The organism is Asticcacaulis sp. AND118, from assembly GCF_020535245.1.
Taxonomy (GTDB): Bacteria; Pseudomonadota; Alphaproteobacteria; order Caulobacterales; family Caulobacteraceae; genus Asticcacaulis.
Genome location: NZ_CP084912.1, coordinates 47,692 through 66,435 on the forward strand (window position 1 = coordinate 47,692; position 18,744 = coordinate 66,435).

The 18,744-nt window shown below is 63.9% G+C and carries 10 protein-coding genes; 3 read left to right on the top strand and 7 right to left on the bottom strand.

Annotation, left to right across the window (positions count from 1 at the left end; translation table 11 throughout):
• Nucleotides 1-88: 88 nt before the first annotated feature.
• The 3 genes from LH365_RS17985 to LH365_RS17995 form a co-directional block, all read right to left on the bottom strand.
• Nucleotides 89-3,331, bottom strand: coding sequence for a hypothetical protein (locus tag LH365_RS17985; RefSeq protein ID WP_226746382.1), 3,243 nt, complete (start codon nucleotides 3,329-3,331; stop codon nucleotides 89-91).
• A 146-nt stretch (nucleotides 3,332-3,477) separates the two neighbouring features.
• Nucleotides 3,478-4,701 (bottom strand): MFS transporter, encoded by a 1,224-nt coding sequence (locus LH365_RS17990; RefSeq protein WP_226746383.1) that lies wholly within the window; start codon nucleotides 4,699-4,701, stop codon nucleotides 3,478-3,480.
• Between the two features lie 82 nt (nucleotides 4,702-4,783).
• Nucleotides 4,784-6,706 carry a sialate O-acetylesterase gene (locus LH365_RS17995; RefSeq protein WP_226746384.1) on the bottom strand — a complete coding sequence of 641 codons (1,923 nt, stop codon included), beginning with the start codon at nucleotides 6,704-6,706 and terminating at the stop codon, nucleotides 4,784-4,786.
• A 290-nt stretch (nucleotides 6,707-6,996) separates the two neighbouring features.
• On the opposite strand from LH365_RS17995, the gene LH365_RS18000 reads away from it, so the two are divergent.
• The 3 genes from LH365_RS18000 to LH365_RS18010 are packed head-to-tail and all read left to right on the top strand — an operon-like array spanning nucleotide 6,997 to nucleotide 12,970.
• Nucleotides 6,997-10,149, top strand: a complete 3,153-nt coding sequence (locus tag LH365_RS18000; RefSeq protein WP_226746385.1) for a TonB-dependent receptor — start codon at nucleotides 6,997-6,999, stop codon at nucleotides 10,147-10,149.
• Between the two features lie 18 nt (nucleotides 10,150-10,167).
• The gene (locus tag LH365_RS18005) at nucleotides 10,168-11,262 is read left to right on the top strand and encodes a LacI family DNA-binding transcriptional regulator (protein WP_226746386.1); all 1,095 of its coding nucleotides are present in this window, start codon (nucleotides 10,168-10,170) and stop codon (nucleotides 11,260-11,262) included.
• Nucleotides 11,263-11,275: 13 nt separating this feature from the next.
• Nucleotides 11,276-12,970 (top strand): glycosyl hydrolase family 28-related protein, encoded by a 1,695-nt coding sequence (locus tag LH365_RS18010; RefSeq protein WP_226746387.1) that lies wholly within the window; start codon nucleotides 11,276-11,278, stop codon nucleotides 12,968-12,970.
• Between the two features lie 104 nt (nucleotides 12,971-13,074).
• On the opposite strand, the gene LH365_RS18015 is transcribed toward LH365_RS18010, so the two are convergent.
• From LH365_RS18015 to LH365_RS18030, 4 genes are all read right to left on the bottom strand, one after another.
• Complete coding sequence (locus LH365_RS18015; RefSeq protein ID WP_226746388.1) at nucleotides 13,075-14,607, bottom strand: bifunctional diguanylate cyclase/phosphodiesterase; 1,533 nt, start codon at nucleotides 14,605-14,607, stop codon at nucleotides 13,075-13,077.
• A 119-nt stretch (nucleotides 14,608-14,726) separates the two neighbouring features.
• Complete coding sequence (locus LH365_RS18020; RefSeq protein ID WP_226746389.1) at nucleotides 14,727-16,955, bottom strand: bifunctional diguanylate cyclase/phosphodiesterase; 2,229 nt, start codon at nucleotides 16,953-16,955, stop codon at nucleotides 14,727-14,729.
• Nucleotides 16,956-17,020: 65 nt separating this feature from the next.
• On the bottom strand, nucleotides 17,021-17,374 hold the full coding sequence (locus LH365_RS18025) for an Hpt domain-containing protein (RefSeq protein ID WP_226746390.1): 354 nt from the start codon (nucleotides 17,372-17,374) through the stop codon (nucleotides 17,021-17,023).
• Between the two features lie 17 nt (nucleotides 17,375-17,391).
• Nucleotides 17,392-18,735 carry a TolC family protein gene (locus LH365_RS18030; RefSeq protein WP_255606798.1) on the bottom strand — a complete coding sequence of 448 codons (1,344 nt, stop codon included), beginning with the start codon at nucleotides 18,733-18,735 and terminating at the stop codon, nucleotides 17,392-17,394.
• Nucleotides 18,736-18,744 lie beyond the last annotated feature (9 nt).

The following is an 18,744-nucleotide window of genomic DNA, read 5'->3' on the forward strand; positions in this document are numbered from 1 at the left end:
ATTATGTTTCCATAAGAAAACATAATGATCTAGCCAATGAAACAGGCCGCAGCCTAAGCTGCGGCCTGTGTTTTGAGACTAACCCGGCCTAGTTCAGGCTGTAGCTCAGGCCCGCACGGATCGACCAGCTTTCCAGACGGTCGCCATTATGCACATTGGCTTTGACAAACCCCTTGAGGTCCGGCGTGTTGCGCATCTGCGCGGTCAAGCCCGCAGAGACCTGACCGAAGCTGTCGAGGCGCTGACCGGCGATCCACACCGGCGCGCTGCCCGCACCCGAACGGTAGGCCGTCTGGGTGTCTGACGCGTCTTCGTTCCACACGCTCAGTTCGCCATAGGGCTGCCACAGGACGTGGCGGCTGCCGAGTTCCGTGCCGACCTTGACACCGAAGTGCAGGGCGCGGCTTTTGAGGCGCGCGACCTCGACCGAACCCAGGCCGGTCGGCAGGGTCAGGGCGTCGAGATCGATCAGGCTTTCGACATAGCCCGCCGACGGTTGGACCGTGTAGTGGCCGAAGGTCTTGACGCCGGACACCGTGGCCGAAACCGTATCGCCGCGGCCCTTGAGTGCAGCGCCCGCCACGGTGAGAACCGGGTTGGACACCTTGAGGCGCAGCAGGTCGTGACGGTTCTGCAGGCTTAAGCGCAGGCCGCCGCGAGTGACCAGCAGATAAGCGCCATAGTGCGGCACGTCATAGGTCGTTACCGCGCCGAAGAGGTCGGTGTCGCGGCTCTTGCCGTCGGTCGAACCGGCGAGGATACCGGCGCGCAGATTCACGCCCGAACCGCCGATATTATAGACCCCGGCGTCGAAACCGTATTGCGTACCGTCCTGCAAGGCCTTGGCGCGGCTGATACCGTCACGCGAATAGGTGTCGGAAATCGCCGCACCGGATTCCAGATCGGTTTGGCTGGTATAGGCTTCGGCCCAGGTCCGGCCCATCCACTGGTTGGCGCCGAACTGACCCTTAGTGTCGATCGCGCTATCGGGCAGGTCGGACAGGGTCAGGTTCTGGCCGGTGACGAAGGCGGTGACGCCCGTCGCTAGGCTGGCGAGCGCCGGGGTGTTCAGGGTGGAAACGATGCCCCAGTCATTGCCGCCGTCGATCTTGCGGAAGTCATAATTGATCAGGGCGCGCGTGTTGAGCGCCGCTTGGGTGTCCGCATCCGTCGCAACGGTGAAGGTGGCCGTGCTGTTGCCGGCGGCGATCAGCACGACCGGGGCCGACAGATAGGTCTTGGCCGCGTTGAGGTTACGCAGGCGGATGGTCGACTGTCCCGCCAGGCTGGCGGCGGTCAGTCGGTCCGCCGCACCGGTCGCCAAGTCGACGTCGAACGACAGGACCGAACCGGCCGAACCCGTATAGGCGCCGGTCAGGGCGATGGTGTCGCCGGTGCGGCCGTTGAGCATGGCCACGGTGCCGGCATTGCTCAGCGAAGCGGCGTTGAGGTGACCTGCCCCGGCGGTTGTGCCGACCAGTATCGTCGCATTGGCGGCATTGGTGACGCTGCCCGCGCCGCTCAGCGTCGTGGCGTTGACGTTCAGCGTGCCCGAATTGGCGATGGCTGCGCCGTTGAACGACAGGTCGCCAGTCAGGGTGAATACGCCTGAATTGGTCAGAGCGCCGTTGATCACGCCACGCGCCTGCGCCGTGCCGCTGTTCGTCACGGCGCCATTGATGCGGTTGGTGGAGATCAGGGTGCCCGAAGAGGCGATGGCGCCGTTCCAGACGCCGCTATTGGTCAGGGTGCCGGTGTTCGAACGCACCGCGCCCGTCCACATGCCGGTGGCGCGGTTGAGGATCGTGCCGCCATTGGTGTTGACGATGGCGTTGGCCACGCCCGCATTATCGATAGTCCCGGCGTTGTCCAGATCGTCGGTCAGCGTGCCGCCCTGAGCGATAACGATTTGACCACCGGTCAGGTTGGCGACGCCGCCCGCCGTCAGCGACGTGCCGTTACCGATAGCGACGGTACCTGTGTTAGTCAGCGGGCCGGTCGTCGTCAGGCTACCCGTCGTCGTCAGAGCGCCGGAATTATCGATCGCGCCGGTCGTGCCGCGCGCCTGCAACGTGCCGGTGTTGGTGACCACACCATTGATCGTGCCCGTCGTGACCAGCGTCCCCGAAGAGGCCATATTGCCGTTCCAGACACCGCTATTGGTCAGGGTGCCGGTGTTCGAACGCACCGCGCCCGTCCACACACCCGTGGAATCGTTCAGGATCGTCCCGCTGTTGCTATTGACGATGGCGTTGGAGGTCCCGGCGTTTTCATACGCACCGGCATTGTCCATATCGTCGGTCAGCGTCCCCCCCTGAAGGACGATCACCTTGCCGCCCGCCAGATTGCTTAGACCACCCGCCGTCAGGGTGCCGCCATTGCCGACAACGAAGACGCCGCCGTTACTGACCGTAACCCCCGACGTGTTGAGAATGCTGCCTGTGAGACGGACCTCGGCGCCGTTTTCGATCGTCGTTGCACCCGTATAGGTGCTGACGCCCGTGAGGACCAGATAACCGCCGGAGCCGCTGTTGATAAAGCGAATGCCGCCGCCGCTCGTGGCGTCTGTAAGCTGCCCGCCGAGAGTATTGATCAGGCCCGATACATCGAGGGCGTTACCGGCATTATTGGCCAGTTGGAAATGGTCGGCATAGGTGTGGTTGCCGCTCGTGAAGTACAGCGTACCGCCATTGAAGACCGGATTGAGCGTCGAGCCGAGATTGGCCGCGTCGAAACCCGATGCCGAAGACGTATCGATATCGGTCGTGGTCGGCGTGCCGGCGAAGGTGCCCCAGTTGAAGGTCGTGCCCGTGGCGAAGAACGAAACCGGCGTGGTGAACGCCGTATTCGGTGAGTAGGTCGACAGGAAGAGATAGTAGGTCTGACCCGCCGTCAGATTGGCTCTGAAAGCCGAACAGACACCGCCGCAACCGATCGAGGTGACCCCCGCCTGAGCCAGCAGTCCGGCATTGTCGTCATTGCCGACCAGCGCGTTGACGCTGGGGTTCAGCGGATCGAAGCTACCGCGGTAAAGGATCGAGATGGGGTCGAAGTTCGCTTCATAAACCCCGAACAGCGCGTTGGTCACATCGGTCGTCGGCGTAAAATAGACCGTCACATAGTTGTAGAGATAATTGCCCGTCGCCAGATTCGAGAGATTGGAGAGCGGACCGTTGCCGAGATAGGCCTGATTAAGGCTGATCTGCGCGGGCGTCTGACCGGTGACGCTGTAGGTCGAGGTCTGGGCACTGGCCGACAGCGCGGCAGCAGACACGAAAGCGAAGGCGGATGCGCCGGCCAGAAGCCGGGTTACTGAACTGAGTTTACGCATGAAAAAGACGATACCTTACTATAATACAGGATGCCCTCTCCTAAACCTTAAAGTTCTAAGATCGCCTTTACGGCGAAAAATTACGTTGATATTCGAAAAGCTGTGGATCTAATGGGCGACGGCGGAAACGCCCGCTTCTTTGCCTCTCACGCCGGCCGTGACGGATAGGCGCGGCTGAAGTGCAAAACCAGCACCGCCGCCAGATAGACCGTGCCCGCCACAAGGAAGATCGGCACGTAAGAGCCGGTGAATTCCAGAACCACGCCCGACAGCATGGCCGTCAGCATGGCCCCGATCGCGCCTGCCGCACCGCCGATGCCGACGACGCTGCCCACCACGTCCTTGGGGAAAAGGTCCGACGGCAGGGCGAGCAGATTGGCCGAAAAGGCCTGATGCGCGGCGGCGGCCAGAGCGACGATGGCGACCGACACCCACAGCCAAGGGCTGAACGGCACCGCGACCAGCGGCAGGATGAGCAGCGCACAAGCCGCCATCACGCCCTTGCGCGCGCGGCCGACCGACAGGCCTCTGGCGATCAGGCGTGACGATGCCCAGCCGCCGATAATGCTGCCGATGTCGGCCAGCGCGAAGATCATCAACAGGGGCAGGCCCAGCACGCTGAGGTCGAGACTATGCGTGCGATGGAGAAAGTCCGGCAGCCAGAACAGGTAAAGCCACCAGACCGGCACGGTAAGGAACTTCACCACGATATAGGCCCAGGCGCGGCGCTCCTTCATCAGGCTCGCGAACACGGCCCAGGTCAGACGCGGGGACGGCGCGGATGGAACTGTGTCTGCCATCGGTGGCTGACGATAGACCGCCAGCCACAGACCGAGCCACAGGAAGCTGAGCGCGCCCGTGATCAGAAACGCCCCGCGCCAGCCGTAGGTTTGCGTAAGGATGGGCACAGCGGCGAGCGTCAGCAAGGCCCCGGACGAGGCCCCGGCATTGAACAGACCGATGGCCAGCGCTCGTTCCTGCGGCTTGAACCACTCCGAAATAGCCTTCAGACGTGCCGGAAAGGTGCCGGACTCCCCGACCCCCAGCACGAAGCGGATCAGGCCGAACTGCGCCAGACTGCTGGCCAGACCGAGCATCGTGTGCGCCGCCGCCCAGACGGTGAAGGCCGCCGCATAACCCCGGCGCGCGCCGAAGCGGTCCATGATCGGGCCGAAGGTCAAAAAGCCGAGGAAGAAGGCCGCATGAAAGGCGATGACGACGCCGGAATAGTCGATTTCCGACCACCCCAACTCGGCCTGCATCATCGGCTTCAGCAGGCCGAACATTTGCCGGTCCATATAGGTCAGGCACGACGCCAGAAAGATGAGGCCGACGACCCCCCATCGTTCGCGCCGCGCGCCCGTTTCCATAAGTGTCTCTGCCCCGTCTTTTTTTGTGTCTCCGATCATGGGCCAAAGACCGAGCCTTGTCACGCCGCTGTAAGCGGTTCGCTCACGGCCGTGTCGGTATGGCCACGCTGAAAGGGACGACGGGCAGGCCGCCCTTGCCGTAGAGATTGACCGGCGGCGAACCCTGCCAGGCGTAACGGACCTGACGCGCGGTGGCATCGGCGGGCAGGCGGACGCTGTCGCCCTCGACCTGCGCCGGTACGAAGCGGCACTTGCCCGCGCCGTCGCACAGCTCAAACGTCGCCGCCTCGTGCGAGCCGTAGGCGATCAGGCTGCCGCCCGTATCGGCAAGGCGCACACGGATGCCATCCGCCGCGGTTTCGACGGCGGCGGGTGAAGGCGCAGGGAGGATTTTGCGCCCGTAGGCCAGACGCAGCATCTCGTTGCCCAGCCGCTCGCCGACCTCGTCCTTGTGCGCCGGGTGGATGTCGTAGGAGACGCCAAGGTCGATCAGAACGGCCAAGCCCATGCGCGGATCCTTCGCCACGGTCAGGCGCTGCGCCTCGCGCAGTTTCGCCCAGTCGCCATCGGTCGGTACGGCGCTGCGCGGGCCATAACCGGGCAGTTGCGCGATAACGACCGGCAGGGTCGGATCGTTGAAGAAACGCCGCCACGACGAGGCCCACAGCCCCAGCAAGGCCGGATAACCCTCGGCATCGGCGGTGTTGGTCTCCCCCTGATACCAGGCGATGCCCTTGAGCGGGAAGCCGTCGAGCGGGGCGACCATGCCGTTCCACAACATGCTGACGCCACGCGGCGCGGCCCACGGCACGAAGGGCGGTTCGGCCTTCCAGTTCCGGCGCTCGGCGCCCGTCTGATACTTCCACGGTCCGGACAGATCGACCGCCGGCGCGCCGCTGAGATCGAGACGCACATCGCCCGCCTTACCCATCAGGCCCCCGGCCCCGCGCTCGTCGAGGACGCGGATAGCGATAAGATTGCGCCCGGCCTTCAGCACCCCCGCCGGAATGGCGTAGGCGCGGTTTTCGCTGCCCAGCAGCGTCGCCCCGACCAACTGACCGTTGATCCACACCTGATCGCGCTCGTCGATGCGCCCCAGTTTCAGGGTGGCGGTTTTGCCCGCCTGTTCCGCCGTCAGCTCCACCGCGCGCCGATACCACATCAGGCCGTCGAAGGCGCGCAAGGACCCGATGCCCGAACGCTCCCATACGCCCGGCAACGGCATTTGCGGCCATTGCGAGTCGTCGAAACCGGCGGTGTGCCAGGCGCTCGCCGCCGGATCGGCGGTTTTGGCCCAGGCGTCCGTCGCGGCGACAAGCTCCGCCGTCGCGGCCCTGGGGTCGGCAGCATAGGCGCTCAGGCGCTTTATGTCGTCAGCATAGGCCGGGAGGGTCGCCAAAGATTCGGGCGATATCCAGTCCTCGATCGAGGTGCCGCCCCAGGAGGATTGCACCAGACCGATGGGCGCGCCGGTGCCGGCCCCCGCCAGGGTGCGCGCCATATGCCAGCAGGCGGCGGAAAAGTCCGGCAGGCTGTCGGGTCCGGTGGCCGACCAGCCCAGATCAGGCGTCACGAAACGGTCGGTACGCGGGCTGGCCGTGCGCTTGACCTTGAAGATGCGCACGGGCTTGCCCTGCCCTTCCTCGGCGGTGCGCTTCGGATAAGAGGTGTCGCTGACCGACAGGTCCATGTTCGATTGACCCGAACAGAGGAACACGTCCCCCGCCACCACATCGTTCAGGCGCAAGCTTCCACCCGATGAGGCATCGACCTCCAGCACGCCGCTCGCCCCGTCAGGAATGGCGGGGAGTGTCACGCGCCAGCGGCCGTCGCTGCCTGTCTTGCCACTGGCCGACACCGTGGAAAAGCGCACCGTGACGGTCGCACCCGCCGGCGCGTCGCCGCGCAGGCTGACGGCCTTGCCGCGCTGAAGCACCATATGGTCGGTGAACAGCGGATCGATTCTAATCGCAGTCTGGGCGTGGGCGGCCGAAGCGAGAGCCATTAGGCTCACCCCGAAGACCGCGGCCCGGGGGGCGGCAATCCTGATCATGCGTGTCTTCCTGTGTTCCGTCTTGTTTTCCCCATCTGCGCAAAACAGCGGGCTTTGCACAAGGCGTAATGCAAAACCGATACCGGTGTCTATTTTTTTCTCGGCCCTAAGACCTAAGTCTAATTCCTTTATTGAAAAGACCAAACCGTTCCACACAGATTCAAACTTGACACCGGTATCGAATTTGATTTACCCAAATGGGATAATCGGGCGAAAGACAAAACAGCCCCGGAGGAACACCCATGATGCCATCTCTCCCTACGGGCTTCCGGCCCTTTAAAACCGCGTGCCTCACCTCGGGCGCCGTTTCTTCGCTGATCCTGCTGGCGGGCCTCAGCCAGCCGGCCATGGCGCAAACCAGCGAATCCGCCGCCAATGACGACGGCGTCGAAGTCGTTGTGGTGCGCGGCATTCGCGGCTCGCTCAACGACGCCTTGGAAATCCGCCGAAAATCGGATGTCATTCTGGACGGCATTTCCGCCGACGATATCGGATCGACCCCCGACCTCAATCTCGGCGAGGCGCTGCAGCGCATTCCCGGCGTACAGATCAATCGCTCCGACGACCGCCGTGACGCGACGATCAGCGTGCGCGGCCTGCCCAGCGAATACACCAAGACGACGGTGATGGGCCAAAGCATCGCCGCTCCGACCCTGGGCACGCGCGGGTCGGGCAATCCCTTCGGCATTTACGACGCTTCGATCTTCGGCGGTGCCGATGTGGTCAAGTCCTTCTCGGCCGACATGCCGGCGGGCGGGCTCGGCTCGGTCGTCAATCTGCGCATCCGCCCGGCCCTGTCGCGCAAGGAAGGCGGCGTTTTCCGCGCCGAAGCGCAATGGGAAGAGACGACGGCCAAGCTCAATCCGGCCTTTTTTCTCACTGGCTCAAAGAAGCTGTCGTCCGATTTCGGCATCTACGGCACCCTGTCCTATTCGCGTCAGTTGTTCCGCCGCGACACCATCCGCATCAACGCCTATACCGCCTATACGCAGGCCCGCCTGACGCAACTGGCGGCGACCAATCCGGCCTTCGCCATCCCGGCCACAACTGACGGCGTCGCCAATCAGGTCGTTTATCCGTCAGAAGTCCGTCAGTATTCGCGCACCTCGGACGGCTATCGCCTGTCGGGCGCCGCCGGCTTCGAATGGCGCGTCAATGACGCCCTGAACGTCCGCGTCGACGCCATCGCCACGCGCCGCGACCTTGACGAGGCCAATCTCGACATCCTGACCGCCTTTGCCTCGGACACGACGGGCATCGTCACGCCGCTGAGCAATCCGGTGAAGGTGGGGCAATTCGACCGCGGCTCGGACGGCACGGTCGAAAACGTCTATGTCGTCAACAAGATCCAGGCCAGCGACGTGCAACTGCCGATCGGCAATCGCGGTATGCCGTCGATCGACGAAAGCTTCGCCCTCTATCCGCAGATCAATTTCCGCACCGGGGCCTGGCGTCTCGACGCCATCGGCACGATTTCCGAAGCGCTCGGTACACGCGATGAATTCCTCTACGAACAGCGCGTTCAGCCGACGACCGGCCGCACCGACACCAATGGCGACGGCATAGACGATACGACCAACGGCATCACCGCCGTGCTCGACACCGGTCTCGGCAATTACAAAAACTACCAGTTCGACCTCAACCTGCCCTCGCGCCTGCTCAACGTCACCGGCCCCTATACGGTCAGCGGCGGCAACGGCACCCAGGCGCGCAATGGCCTGCGCCCGGAAAACGTCGTCCTCACCGCCAGCGGCGCCAACCACCGCGTCCGTCGCAACATGTACGCGCTGGACCTGAAGGCCGCGCGCGAACTGGATTTCGGACCCGTAACCAGCGTCGAATTCGGCGTCTACTATTCCAAGGAGAAGGCGCGCCAGATCTATCAGGAAAACGCCAATCTGGGCCTTCAGCTCAACAATCTGACCAATGACATCTTCAAGCTGAACGACGCGGTGACGTCGGGCGGCAACTTTTTCGGTTCGGGCGCGCCCAATGCCGAGATCAATAACTTCTGGTCCGTCGATTACCGCCTGATCCAGCAGCAGATCTTCCCGGTCCTCAACACCATACCGACCAATGTCGGCTTCACCATGACGACGGCGCAACTGGCGACCTTCTTCCCGGAACTGACGCCCGCCGCGCGCACTCGCATCACCTATGCCAAGATACTGGAACTGGCGCCGCGCAACGAACTGTCGGGCATGATCCAGCGCTTCCCGCTCAACCGCGTGGCGGGCCAGAACTTCCGCGCCTCGCGCGAAAACCTGGAGGCCTTCGCCCTGACGCGCTTCGACTTCTCCGAAGTGATGGACCTCAAGGTGCGCGGCAATCTGGGCCTGCGCTACGTGAAGGCCGACCTGACGGGCCTGATCGAGGATCAGGCGCTGAAATTCTATCAGGCGCTCGGCTTCACCAGCGCGGACTTCCGCCCCGGCTACTTCCTGCCGCCGGAGCCCGCGGGCGGCAGCTACGACGCGCTCTTGCCATCGATGAACCTGATCGTCGACCTGACGCCGAAGCTGGTGGCGCGCGCCGCCTATTACGAGACGTTCGAGGCCTTCGACATGGTCGAGTTCTCGCCCGCCCCCACCCGCGTGCTCGAAAACGTCGATCCGGACACCGGCGAATCGCTCAGTTCCATCCGCATCGACATGAACCGCTTCGACCTCAAGCCGCGCAGTTCCAAGGCCTTCGACCTCGGCCTGTCGTGGTATAACCGCCGCGGCAATGTGGTCGCGCTGGGCTATTTCCACAAGACGATCGAGAACAATATCGTCGAGCAGAACAATTACTGCCCGGTGGGTCAGAATTTCGAGGTGGAAGGCCAGTCCTTCGGCCCGCTCTATGTCGACGGCACGGGCTTCTGCCGCATTCAGCAGGGCGCTACGACCGATATCGGCAATCAGCGCATCACCATCAACCGCACCATCAACGACCCGAACGAACTGACGGTCGAAGGCTTCGAGTTCCAGATCCAGCAGGATTTCTCCTTCCTGCCCGGCCTGTGGAAGAATTTCGGCATGGTGTTCAACGCTACCCAGGTCACCTCCAGCGGGGCTAATGGCTCGAAGCTCTATGGCGTCGCCGACAGCACCTACAACCTGATCGGCTATTACGAGGACGACAAGTGGCAGGCGCGTCTGGCCTATAACTACGCTTCCGACATCCTGCTTGAAGGCGGCTCGACCTTCACCGGCTCGTCCAGCCGTGTGCGGCCGCGCGGACAGCTCGACTTCTCTGGGGCCTATACGCCGAACGCCACGACCGAGGTTCGGCTTGAGGTCTACAACATCACCAATTCGCGCCGCGAAGAGTACGAGGGGGTGGAAGCCTTCAACCGCGTTGCAGATTATGACGGCATCACCTATTCCCTTAGCGTAACCAAGAAGTTTTAAGTTAAACAGGCGCTTTCAGTGGACGAAAAGAAACGGACCCCGGCGGCGAAGGCCCGCGACACGGCGACGGTCGTGCCCCTCCCGCGCAAGCCGGGGGCGGCCCTGACCATTACCGATGTCGCGGAATTCGCCGGAGTCTCGAAAAAGACGGTCAGCCGCGTCATCAACCGCGAGCCGATGAAGGCGGCGACGCGGGCGAAGGTCGAGGCGGCCATCGAGACGCTGGGCTTCGTGCCCAATGCGCAGGCCCGCGCGCTCGCCTTTCGCAAGAACTTCGTCATCGTCCTGTTCATCCACGACTCGACCTCGCCCATGGCGATGAAGTTTCAGCGCGGCGTGCTGTCGGCCATAGGCGACAGCGAGCTGGCGCTGGCGGTGCGACCGGTCGATCGGGAATCCCCCGACCTGCTGGCCGACATTGAAACCTTCCTCGGCCGTCAGAAGCCGATGGGGGCCATCTTCCTGCCGCCCCTGTCCGAGCGCGACGACATCGGCGAAATGTGCCAGCGGCTGAACATCAAATATGTCCGCGTCGGCTCGGCACAGCTCGACATGATGTCGCGCAGCGTCTGGTCGAACGACCGCGAGGCGGTGATGGGCGTGGTGCGCGACATCGTGGCGCTGGGTCACCGCCGCATCGGCTTCGTGCGCGGACCGCAAGGCTTCCTGTCGGCGCGCGAGCGCGAGGCGGGCTTTCGTCAGGCGCTGCAGGCGGCGGGGATCGCGCCGGACGAGGCCCTGTTCGCGGACGGTCTGTACAGCTTCGAGTCGGGTGTGACCGCCGGTCATGCCCTGCTCGACAGCCCGCAGCCGCCGAGCGTCATCTTCGCCAGCAACGATTCCATGGCCGCGGGCGTGGTGCGCGCGGCGCACGAAAAGGGCCTGCGGCTCCCGCGCGACCTGTCCATCGTCGGCTTCGACGACGGCCCCGTAGCGCTGCAACTATGGCCCTCCCTGACGACCGTCCACTGGCCGGTGGCCGAGATGGGCGTGCTGGCCGTGCACAAGCTGGTGCCCGAAACCCTGCCGGCCGGCGAAGACCCGGCCACCCTGCCCTCCATGGTCGTCTCGTCGCTGATCCGTCGAGAGTCCCTGGGCGAACCCCCGCGATGAAAGGTTACACGCCATGTCCGACACGCCTTCCCGCCGCGACGCTTTGCGCCGCCTGTCTGCCTTCGGGGCGGTCGGCATGACGGGGATGTTCCTGTCCGGTGAGGCTTTGTCGCAGACGCCGTTCACGCGCTCGGAGTCGCTGCCGTCATTGAAAGGGCTTCCGGACTATTCCTATGCCGGCTATGGCTTTGGCGTGACCGCGATTCCCAGCGAACCGGGCACGATCATCGACGTCGCGTCGCACGGCGCAAAGGGCGACGGCGAAACCGACGATTCCCGGGGGGTGCGCGCCGCGATTGAGGCCGCGCACAAGGTCGAGGGTAAGGTGACGCTGCGCTTCCCGGCGGGGCGCTTCGTCCTGACCGAGGTGCTGCGCATCGAGCGCGGCGACTTTGTCCTCGAAGGCGCCGGGCGCGACGAAGGCGGCACCGTCCTCTACTTCCCGCGCCCGCTGCGGCTGGTGGACGAGACCCAGACCCTGAAAGAACTGCGCGAATATATCCGCAAGGAGAACAAGCGGCAGATCGAAAAAGAGCGCAATATCGACTACTGGTTCAGCGAATATAGCTGGAGCGAAGGCTTTATCCGCGTCGGCATCCCCGGCACGCGCTACGCCGAATATCTCGCAGAGTACGATACGCCGCCGGACGTCCTGACGACCGGCACGGCGGGCAGCAAATGGGCGCGCCATTTGGATGTCGCCGACGCTTCAGGCATTAAAGCCGGACAGATTGTGCAAATCCAGTGGTTCTCGGACAAGGGCCGCGACAGCGCCATCCTCCGTTCGCTCTATGGCGACACCCCCCGCACCCTCGGTCAGCGCCACTACGATAATCCGGCGCGCGCTCTGGTCAGCCAGACGACGCGCGTCATCGCGGTCAAGGGCAACCGGCTGGAGCTGGGCGATCCGCTGCTGCACGCCGTATCCGCCGCCCAGCCCGCGCGCATCGTGCGCAAGGCGTTTCTGACGAATGTCGGGATTCAGGGCTTGCGCATCGAATTTCCCGATGCCCCGGCCTTCGGCCACCATCTGGAGGAAGGTTACAACGCCATCGCCCTGAACGAGATGTTCGACGGCTGGGTGCGCGACGTGACCATCCACAACGCCGATTCCGGCGTCCTGACCTATGACAGCGCCAGCCTGACCCTGAGCGGCATCTCAACGACCGGCGAACGCGAGGCCCACTATTCGGTCCATGTCGGCAATGCGCACAATGTGCTGGTCAAGGATCTGCTGGTGGCCAATCCCGTCATCCATCCGCTCAGCGTCAACACGCAGGCCACCCGCGCCGTCTATTCGCGCGCCGTGGTCCTGACGCGCGGCCTGATCGATCAGCACGCCGGGGCCAACCACGAAAACCTGTTCGATGCCGTGCGCCTGCACGTCCGGCCGAAAAAGGTCGACAATGCCTGGGTCCACGACACCTGGGCCGGAGGCGGCGCGGCCTACTGGCAGCCCAATCACGGCCTGCACAACACGACGTGGAACCTTGAGGTTATCGTTGAAGGCGGCGCGCCGTGGGACGCCGAAGTCGCTCTACGCGGCCTCAAGCAGGGCATCGGGGAAAACGTCATCGGCGTCTATGGTAACCGGCGCTTCAGCGTGACCTATCCCGACGCGGCGCGCATCGAAGGGGTCAACACCTGCTTCCATAAGGCGGTCTCTCTCTATGATCACCAGTTGGCGCGGCGCATACCCGCCCGCTAGAGCGCAATCCGATAAAGTGGGCACCACTTTTCGGAAAAATTGCGCGACCACTCAAAAACTTAAAGCGAGATGATGTTTCCACTTTAAATCATCTCGCTCTAAGATCAGGCCGCGTCCCGCAACAGGCTGTGCGCTTCGGCATCGGTCAGGAAATCGCCATAGGTCTCGCCCTGAACCAGGGCGCAGCCCTCGGTCATCAGCGCGCCGGCTTCGTCCAGCGAGCCGACGCCGTCGGCGACGACCGCCAGCCCCAGACCGCGACCCAGCCCGATCAGGGCATTGGCCACCGCGCGCCCATCGGAATCGCGTGCGGCCGCATCCGTCACGCCACGATCCAGCTTGATGCGGTCGGGCTTGAAGCGTCTGAGTTGCGAAAGCGTCGAATAGCCCGCGCCGAAATGGCTGAGGGTCACCGACACGCCGGCGGCGCGCAGGGCCTGCAACAGGCCGATGGCGGCGTCGGTTTCGGACACGAAGGTCGTTTCCGGCAAACGCACCTCCAGACGGTCGGCGCTGAGGCCGCGCGTCATCAGGGCCGAGGCGATGCGCAACGGCAGGGCCTGTTCGCTGAGTTGCGCCGGATAGAGGTCGATCGACAGGCGCACCTCAGGCGGCCATTGGGCCGCCGCGTCGCAGGCCTGCCCCAGAGTCAGCCCCGCGATGTCGTGGATCAGACCTATCTCTTCGGCGATGGCCAGAAAGCGCTCCGGCGGCACCGCCTGCCCCTGATCGGTCAGCCAGCGCGGTTCGGCTTCGAAGGCGCGGACCTGACGGGTGCGGATATCGACGACCGGACGGAAGACGGTCGTAATGCGTTCTTCGCTCAAGGCCTGGCGCAGGGCGTGCTCCATAGCGGCGCGTTCATTGACCTGACGGTCCATATCCTCGTCGAAGAAACGCATGGCCGAGCGGCGTTCGGCCTTGGCGCGGTAGAGCGCCACATCGGCCTTGCGCAGCAGTTCTTCGGCGTCCTCGGCATTCTGCGGGAACAGGGCGATGCCGATGCCCGTGCCGACATCATGGCTGGCCTTGCCGATGCGAAGGGGGGTTTTCAGCGCCTCGATGACGCGCAGCGCGATGGTGGTGGCGGTTTCCGGATTGGCAATATGGCGCAGGACGATGGCGAATTCGTCGCCGCCGAAGCGCGCCACCAGATCGCCCGCACGCATGACACCTTTCAGCCGCCCGGCGACCGCGATCAGCGCCTGATCGCCCGTTGCGTGCCCGTAGACGTCGTTGATGCGCTTGAAGCCGTTAAGATCAAGCAACAACAGGGCGTGCGACCCACCGGCCGCCGGGGTCTCGCCCAAAGCCGCGTGCAGGGTCTCGTCGAACTGCCGGCGATTGGGCAGACCCGTCAACTGATCCTCGAAGGCCAGCGAACGGACGTGGCGCTCCGCTTCGATACGGCCGCGGATTTCGCGCTTCTGGTCGAAATAACGGCGCAGGGAAAAGCCGAACATGCTGAGCGTCAGCAAGGTGCCGAGCAGCAGGGCCTCGTCCAGCTCGACGGCCTTTTCTTCCGAAGACAGACGGCCCTGATGGACGAAGATGTCGATCTCAAAGCCCAGATAGGCGGCGACGGAGAGTGCGGCGCCGATAACCGTCAGGTCTTGCAGGCTGTAACGGTGACGCATGATAAATCGCACAATAAACGCAAGGAACTGGGGAAACGCAAGGAACATAGAGAGGCTCCGGTGAGCTTGGTCCTAACCTACACGCCTTCGGTTAAATTTTTCTCCACCCTTCCCGTCGCTTACACCGCCACCTTTCGAGCACCTGCCCCCGGCCGCCGCGCATTGCGCGAGCGCGGACCGGCTGCGCCATACGGATCGACCTCTTCCGGCATGACCTTTGACGGACCCAGACCGCTGTTGTCCGTGCCGAGCAGTTCGTCCAGCGGCAGCGGTCTGGCGAAATAATAGCCCTGCAAACTGTTGCAGCCGGCGATCCTGAGAAGCCGCGCCTGAGCGAAATTCTCAACCCCTTCGGCGGTGACCTCGATCGACATGGCCTGAGCGATATTGACCGCCCCGGCAACCAGCGCCGCTGCCTGGCATTCGCGGTCGATATCGCCGGCCAGACTGCGGTCGATCTTGATGCGGTCGAACTTGAAACGGCGCAGCGAGCCGATGCTGGAATAGCCTGTGCCGAAATCGTCGAGCGCGAAGGTGACGCCGTGCTTTTTCAACTGGGTGATGGCAGTGATGGCGCGTTCGGGGTTTTCGACCAGATAACCCTCGGTGACCTCCAGTTCCAGTCGCGTGGACTCGAACGTTGTCTCGTTCAGGATGTCCACGACCCGCGCCTCGAAGTCCGGATCGCGGAACTGCGCCGGCGAGATGTTGACGCTGAGCTTCATCGGGCTGTGCGGCAGAAGCTGCTGACAGGCCCGCTTCAGCACGTACATGCCCAGATCCTCGATCAACCCGCTATCTTCCGCAATGGGAATGAATTCGTGCGGAAAGAGCGCGCCTTCGGGCCGCCGGGGCCAGCGCACCAGGGCTTCGACCGCGGTGACCGCGTAGGTCTTGGCGTCGACGATAGGCTGATAGACCACCTCGAACTCGTCGCGCTTCAGCCCCTCGCGGATGCCCTGCTCGATTTCCTGAATCCGCAGGCGTTCGGCGTCCAGATCGCGATTATAGCTGACGATCTGGTTCTTGCCCGACACCTTGGCGTGGTACATGGCGACATCGGCGCGGCGGAACATTTCCTCGACCGACACGGCCTTGAGGTCGTCGCTGGCGATACCGATGCTGACGCCGACCTGTATGGCCCGCTCGCCGATGCGCACAGGGTTTTTCAGCGAGGTCAGCACGCGCTTGCCGAACTGGCGCGACTGGTTGCCACTGGCCCCACCCATGACCAGCATGGCGAATTCGTCGCCGCCGATACGCGCCAGCATGGCGTCGCGCGGCATATAGGATTTCAGCACCTCGGCCATCTTGCTGATGATCTGGTCGCCGACGATATGGCCGTAGATGTCGTTGACCTCCTTAAAGCCGTCGAGGTCCATGAAGACGATGGACACCGGCACGGCCTCGCGGCGGCGGCTGATCTCCTGCAGCCGCTCATACAAGGCCCGACGGTTGGGCAGACCGCTCAGGCTATCGGTCAGGGCCGTGAGTTGCGCGGCCTCCTCGCTGCGCGCCAGTCGATGCAGGCCGTAGGCGCTGACGAGAACCAGCGCCAGCACCAGCCCGCCGACCAGGAGGGTGATCTGCTGAATTTCATCTTCCGCCGCGCTCGACGCCACCGCGCCGCTCAGACGCTGCGTCCAGGCCAGTTCGCTGATGACGGCGCCGTTGGCTTCGAGCAGCGGCAGGGTCGCTTCGTTGTGCGTGCCCTCTTCCGGCACATGGATATGCAGATCGCTCAGCTTGAACGCATCGCCCATGGCGGTGACGGTCGGCGGTGTCAGATGACGCGTGAAGACCAGATAGCGTCTCGGAGCCTCGGCGGTCGGTCGCACCGCATGGTAAGACCGGATCAGGGCAATGGTGACGATCGCAGGTCCGCTTTCGGTCAGGGTGACGCCCGACACGATCTTCGACCCATCAGACAGTTCGCGGCGATTTTTTTGCACGAGTGTCGTGAAACCGTTTCCCAACAGTTCGGTCGTGCCGGCCCCAATCGATTTCTGACGCCATTTACCCCACAAACGATGAAACGCTTCGTCCATCACGAAGGCCCCGTCATAGGGGCGGTCCTCTCCGGTCGATGCGCCCCAGTTGCGGTCAAGCCATGCCGAATCGATCGGCGTCTGATAGACGTGCCGAACGGCGTCGTCCCAAAGCGCATTGTCGGTGGCGATGCCGGTCAGGCGGTTTTCCAGCGCCTGAATGGAGGCGTTGACCAGTTCGCGCGCGCGTTCGGTCTCCATTTCGTTGGCCTTGGACGCAATGGTCGACAGCGAGGCATTAAGCAGAAAGACAACAGCCGCCAGTATGGCCAGACCGCCGCAACTCACGCTCAGAATCATGATCCGGGCTTTGCGGTTTATGCCCATCAGGGAGGCGGGCCGTTTCTTCGTATGGGGCATGGGGATCAGGCGTCCGGATAGGCGTTGCGCGTGTCGCTGAAGGCCTGTTCCAGACGGCTCAGCATGGTGGTGAAATCATTCATGTCCGCCGTGCCGGCCTCGACCTGTGCGCGGGCGGTGGCCTCGATATCTTTGGCCAGTCCGGAGACAAGCGCCGCCCCCATCTGCCGGCTGGAGGATTTCAGCGTGTGGGCGGGCGTGACGATCTGCGAGACGTCGCGGGCGGCGACCGCATCGCGGATATTGGCGATGTAGCCTTCGGAATCTTCGAAATAATAACCGGCCATGGTCGGGAACTTGTGCTTGAAAAGGGCGCGGGCCTCGTCAACGGCGTGCGGGTCCAGGAGTTGGGCTTCCATGTGATATGCCTTTCTGGTCAAAGGTTACGGGGCACATTGGCCCCCAGCGCGGTGTAAAGATCGACCCCGGCGCCGGCGAGGCGGCTTTTCGACTGTACGGCGCCGAATTCCGAATTGAGCAGTTGCTGCTCGGCGATAAGGACATCGAGGAAGGTGGCGTCGCCGATCTTGTAACGGAGCCGCGCCTGACGGGCGACTTCACGCTGAAGGTCCGCCGTGCGCTGGAGGCTCTCCAGCCGCAGCTTCTCCTGCTGATAGACCACGGAGGCGTTTTCGACGTTTTCGACGGCCAGCAGGATCGATTGCCGGTAACGGCTGAAGGCCTGCTGCTTCTGGGCTTCGGCCACGTCGATCTGGCGCTCTATGCGGCCATAGTCGAGCAGCGGACGCGCCAGTTGCACGAACAGATTGGCCGGGGTCGAGGCGCCGAAACGCTCGGACGAGCCCAGGCCCAGAAAGCCCGAAAGCGTGAGGCGCGGGAAGTGATCGGCGGCGCGGATGTCGCGCAAGGCCGCCGCCTGCATGAGCTGGTACTCGGCATTCTGCACATCCGGACGCTCAGCGATGACTTCGGCGGGCAGGTCCATGCCGATGTCGGCGGCGAAGACCGGAATATCCGTGGCCGAGGCAAGAAGGGCGTCGACCGCGCCCGGCGTCTGACCCGTCAACACCGCCAGACGGTTGCCGGCGAGCCGGATGGATGCCGCCAGATTGGGAAATTCCGAGCGGGTGTTTTCGACCTGCGCCTTGGCGCGCAGCACGTCGAGCTGCACGCCATCACCGGCGCGCGTCTGAATTTCGATGATGCGCTGGGTTTCGGTCTGCAGTTCAAGGTTCTTTTGCAGGAGCGCTTTCAACTGCTGGCGCGTGCGCAGATCGATATAGACGCGCGCCACCTCGGACATCAGCGCGTTCATGACCTGACGCCGTTGCGCCTGCGCCAGCCACAGTCCCGTTTCGGCGTAACGCCCTTCAAGGCCGCGTATATTATAGGGATCGAATTCCAGACTTCCGCCTAAGCCGACGCTGGCGCGGCCGATAGCGTCATCATATCCGCCTTCGTAGCCCTGCCCCGCTGCTATACCGCCATTGGCCTGAATGCCGACTTGCGGTTTGCGCTGGGCCGCGGTCAGGCCCTGAAGCGCCTGCGCCTCGCGGATGCGATGGCCGGCGGCCTCGACATCGAGGTTCTGGGCCTGCGCCAGCGTCATGAGCTGATCCAGAACCGGATCGTTCAGTTGCAGCCACCAGGCCGGACGCTGGGCGCGCGGTGTGGCGTCCGCCGCTGCCCCGGCTGTGCGCCATGCCGCGGGCAGTTCGGCCTTGGGCACCGGCGTCGGCTGCAAACGCGCCGATTCCATGGTTTTACA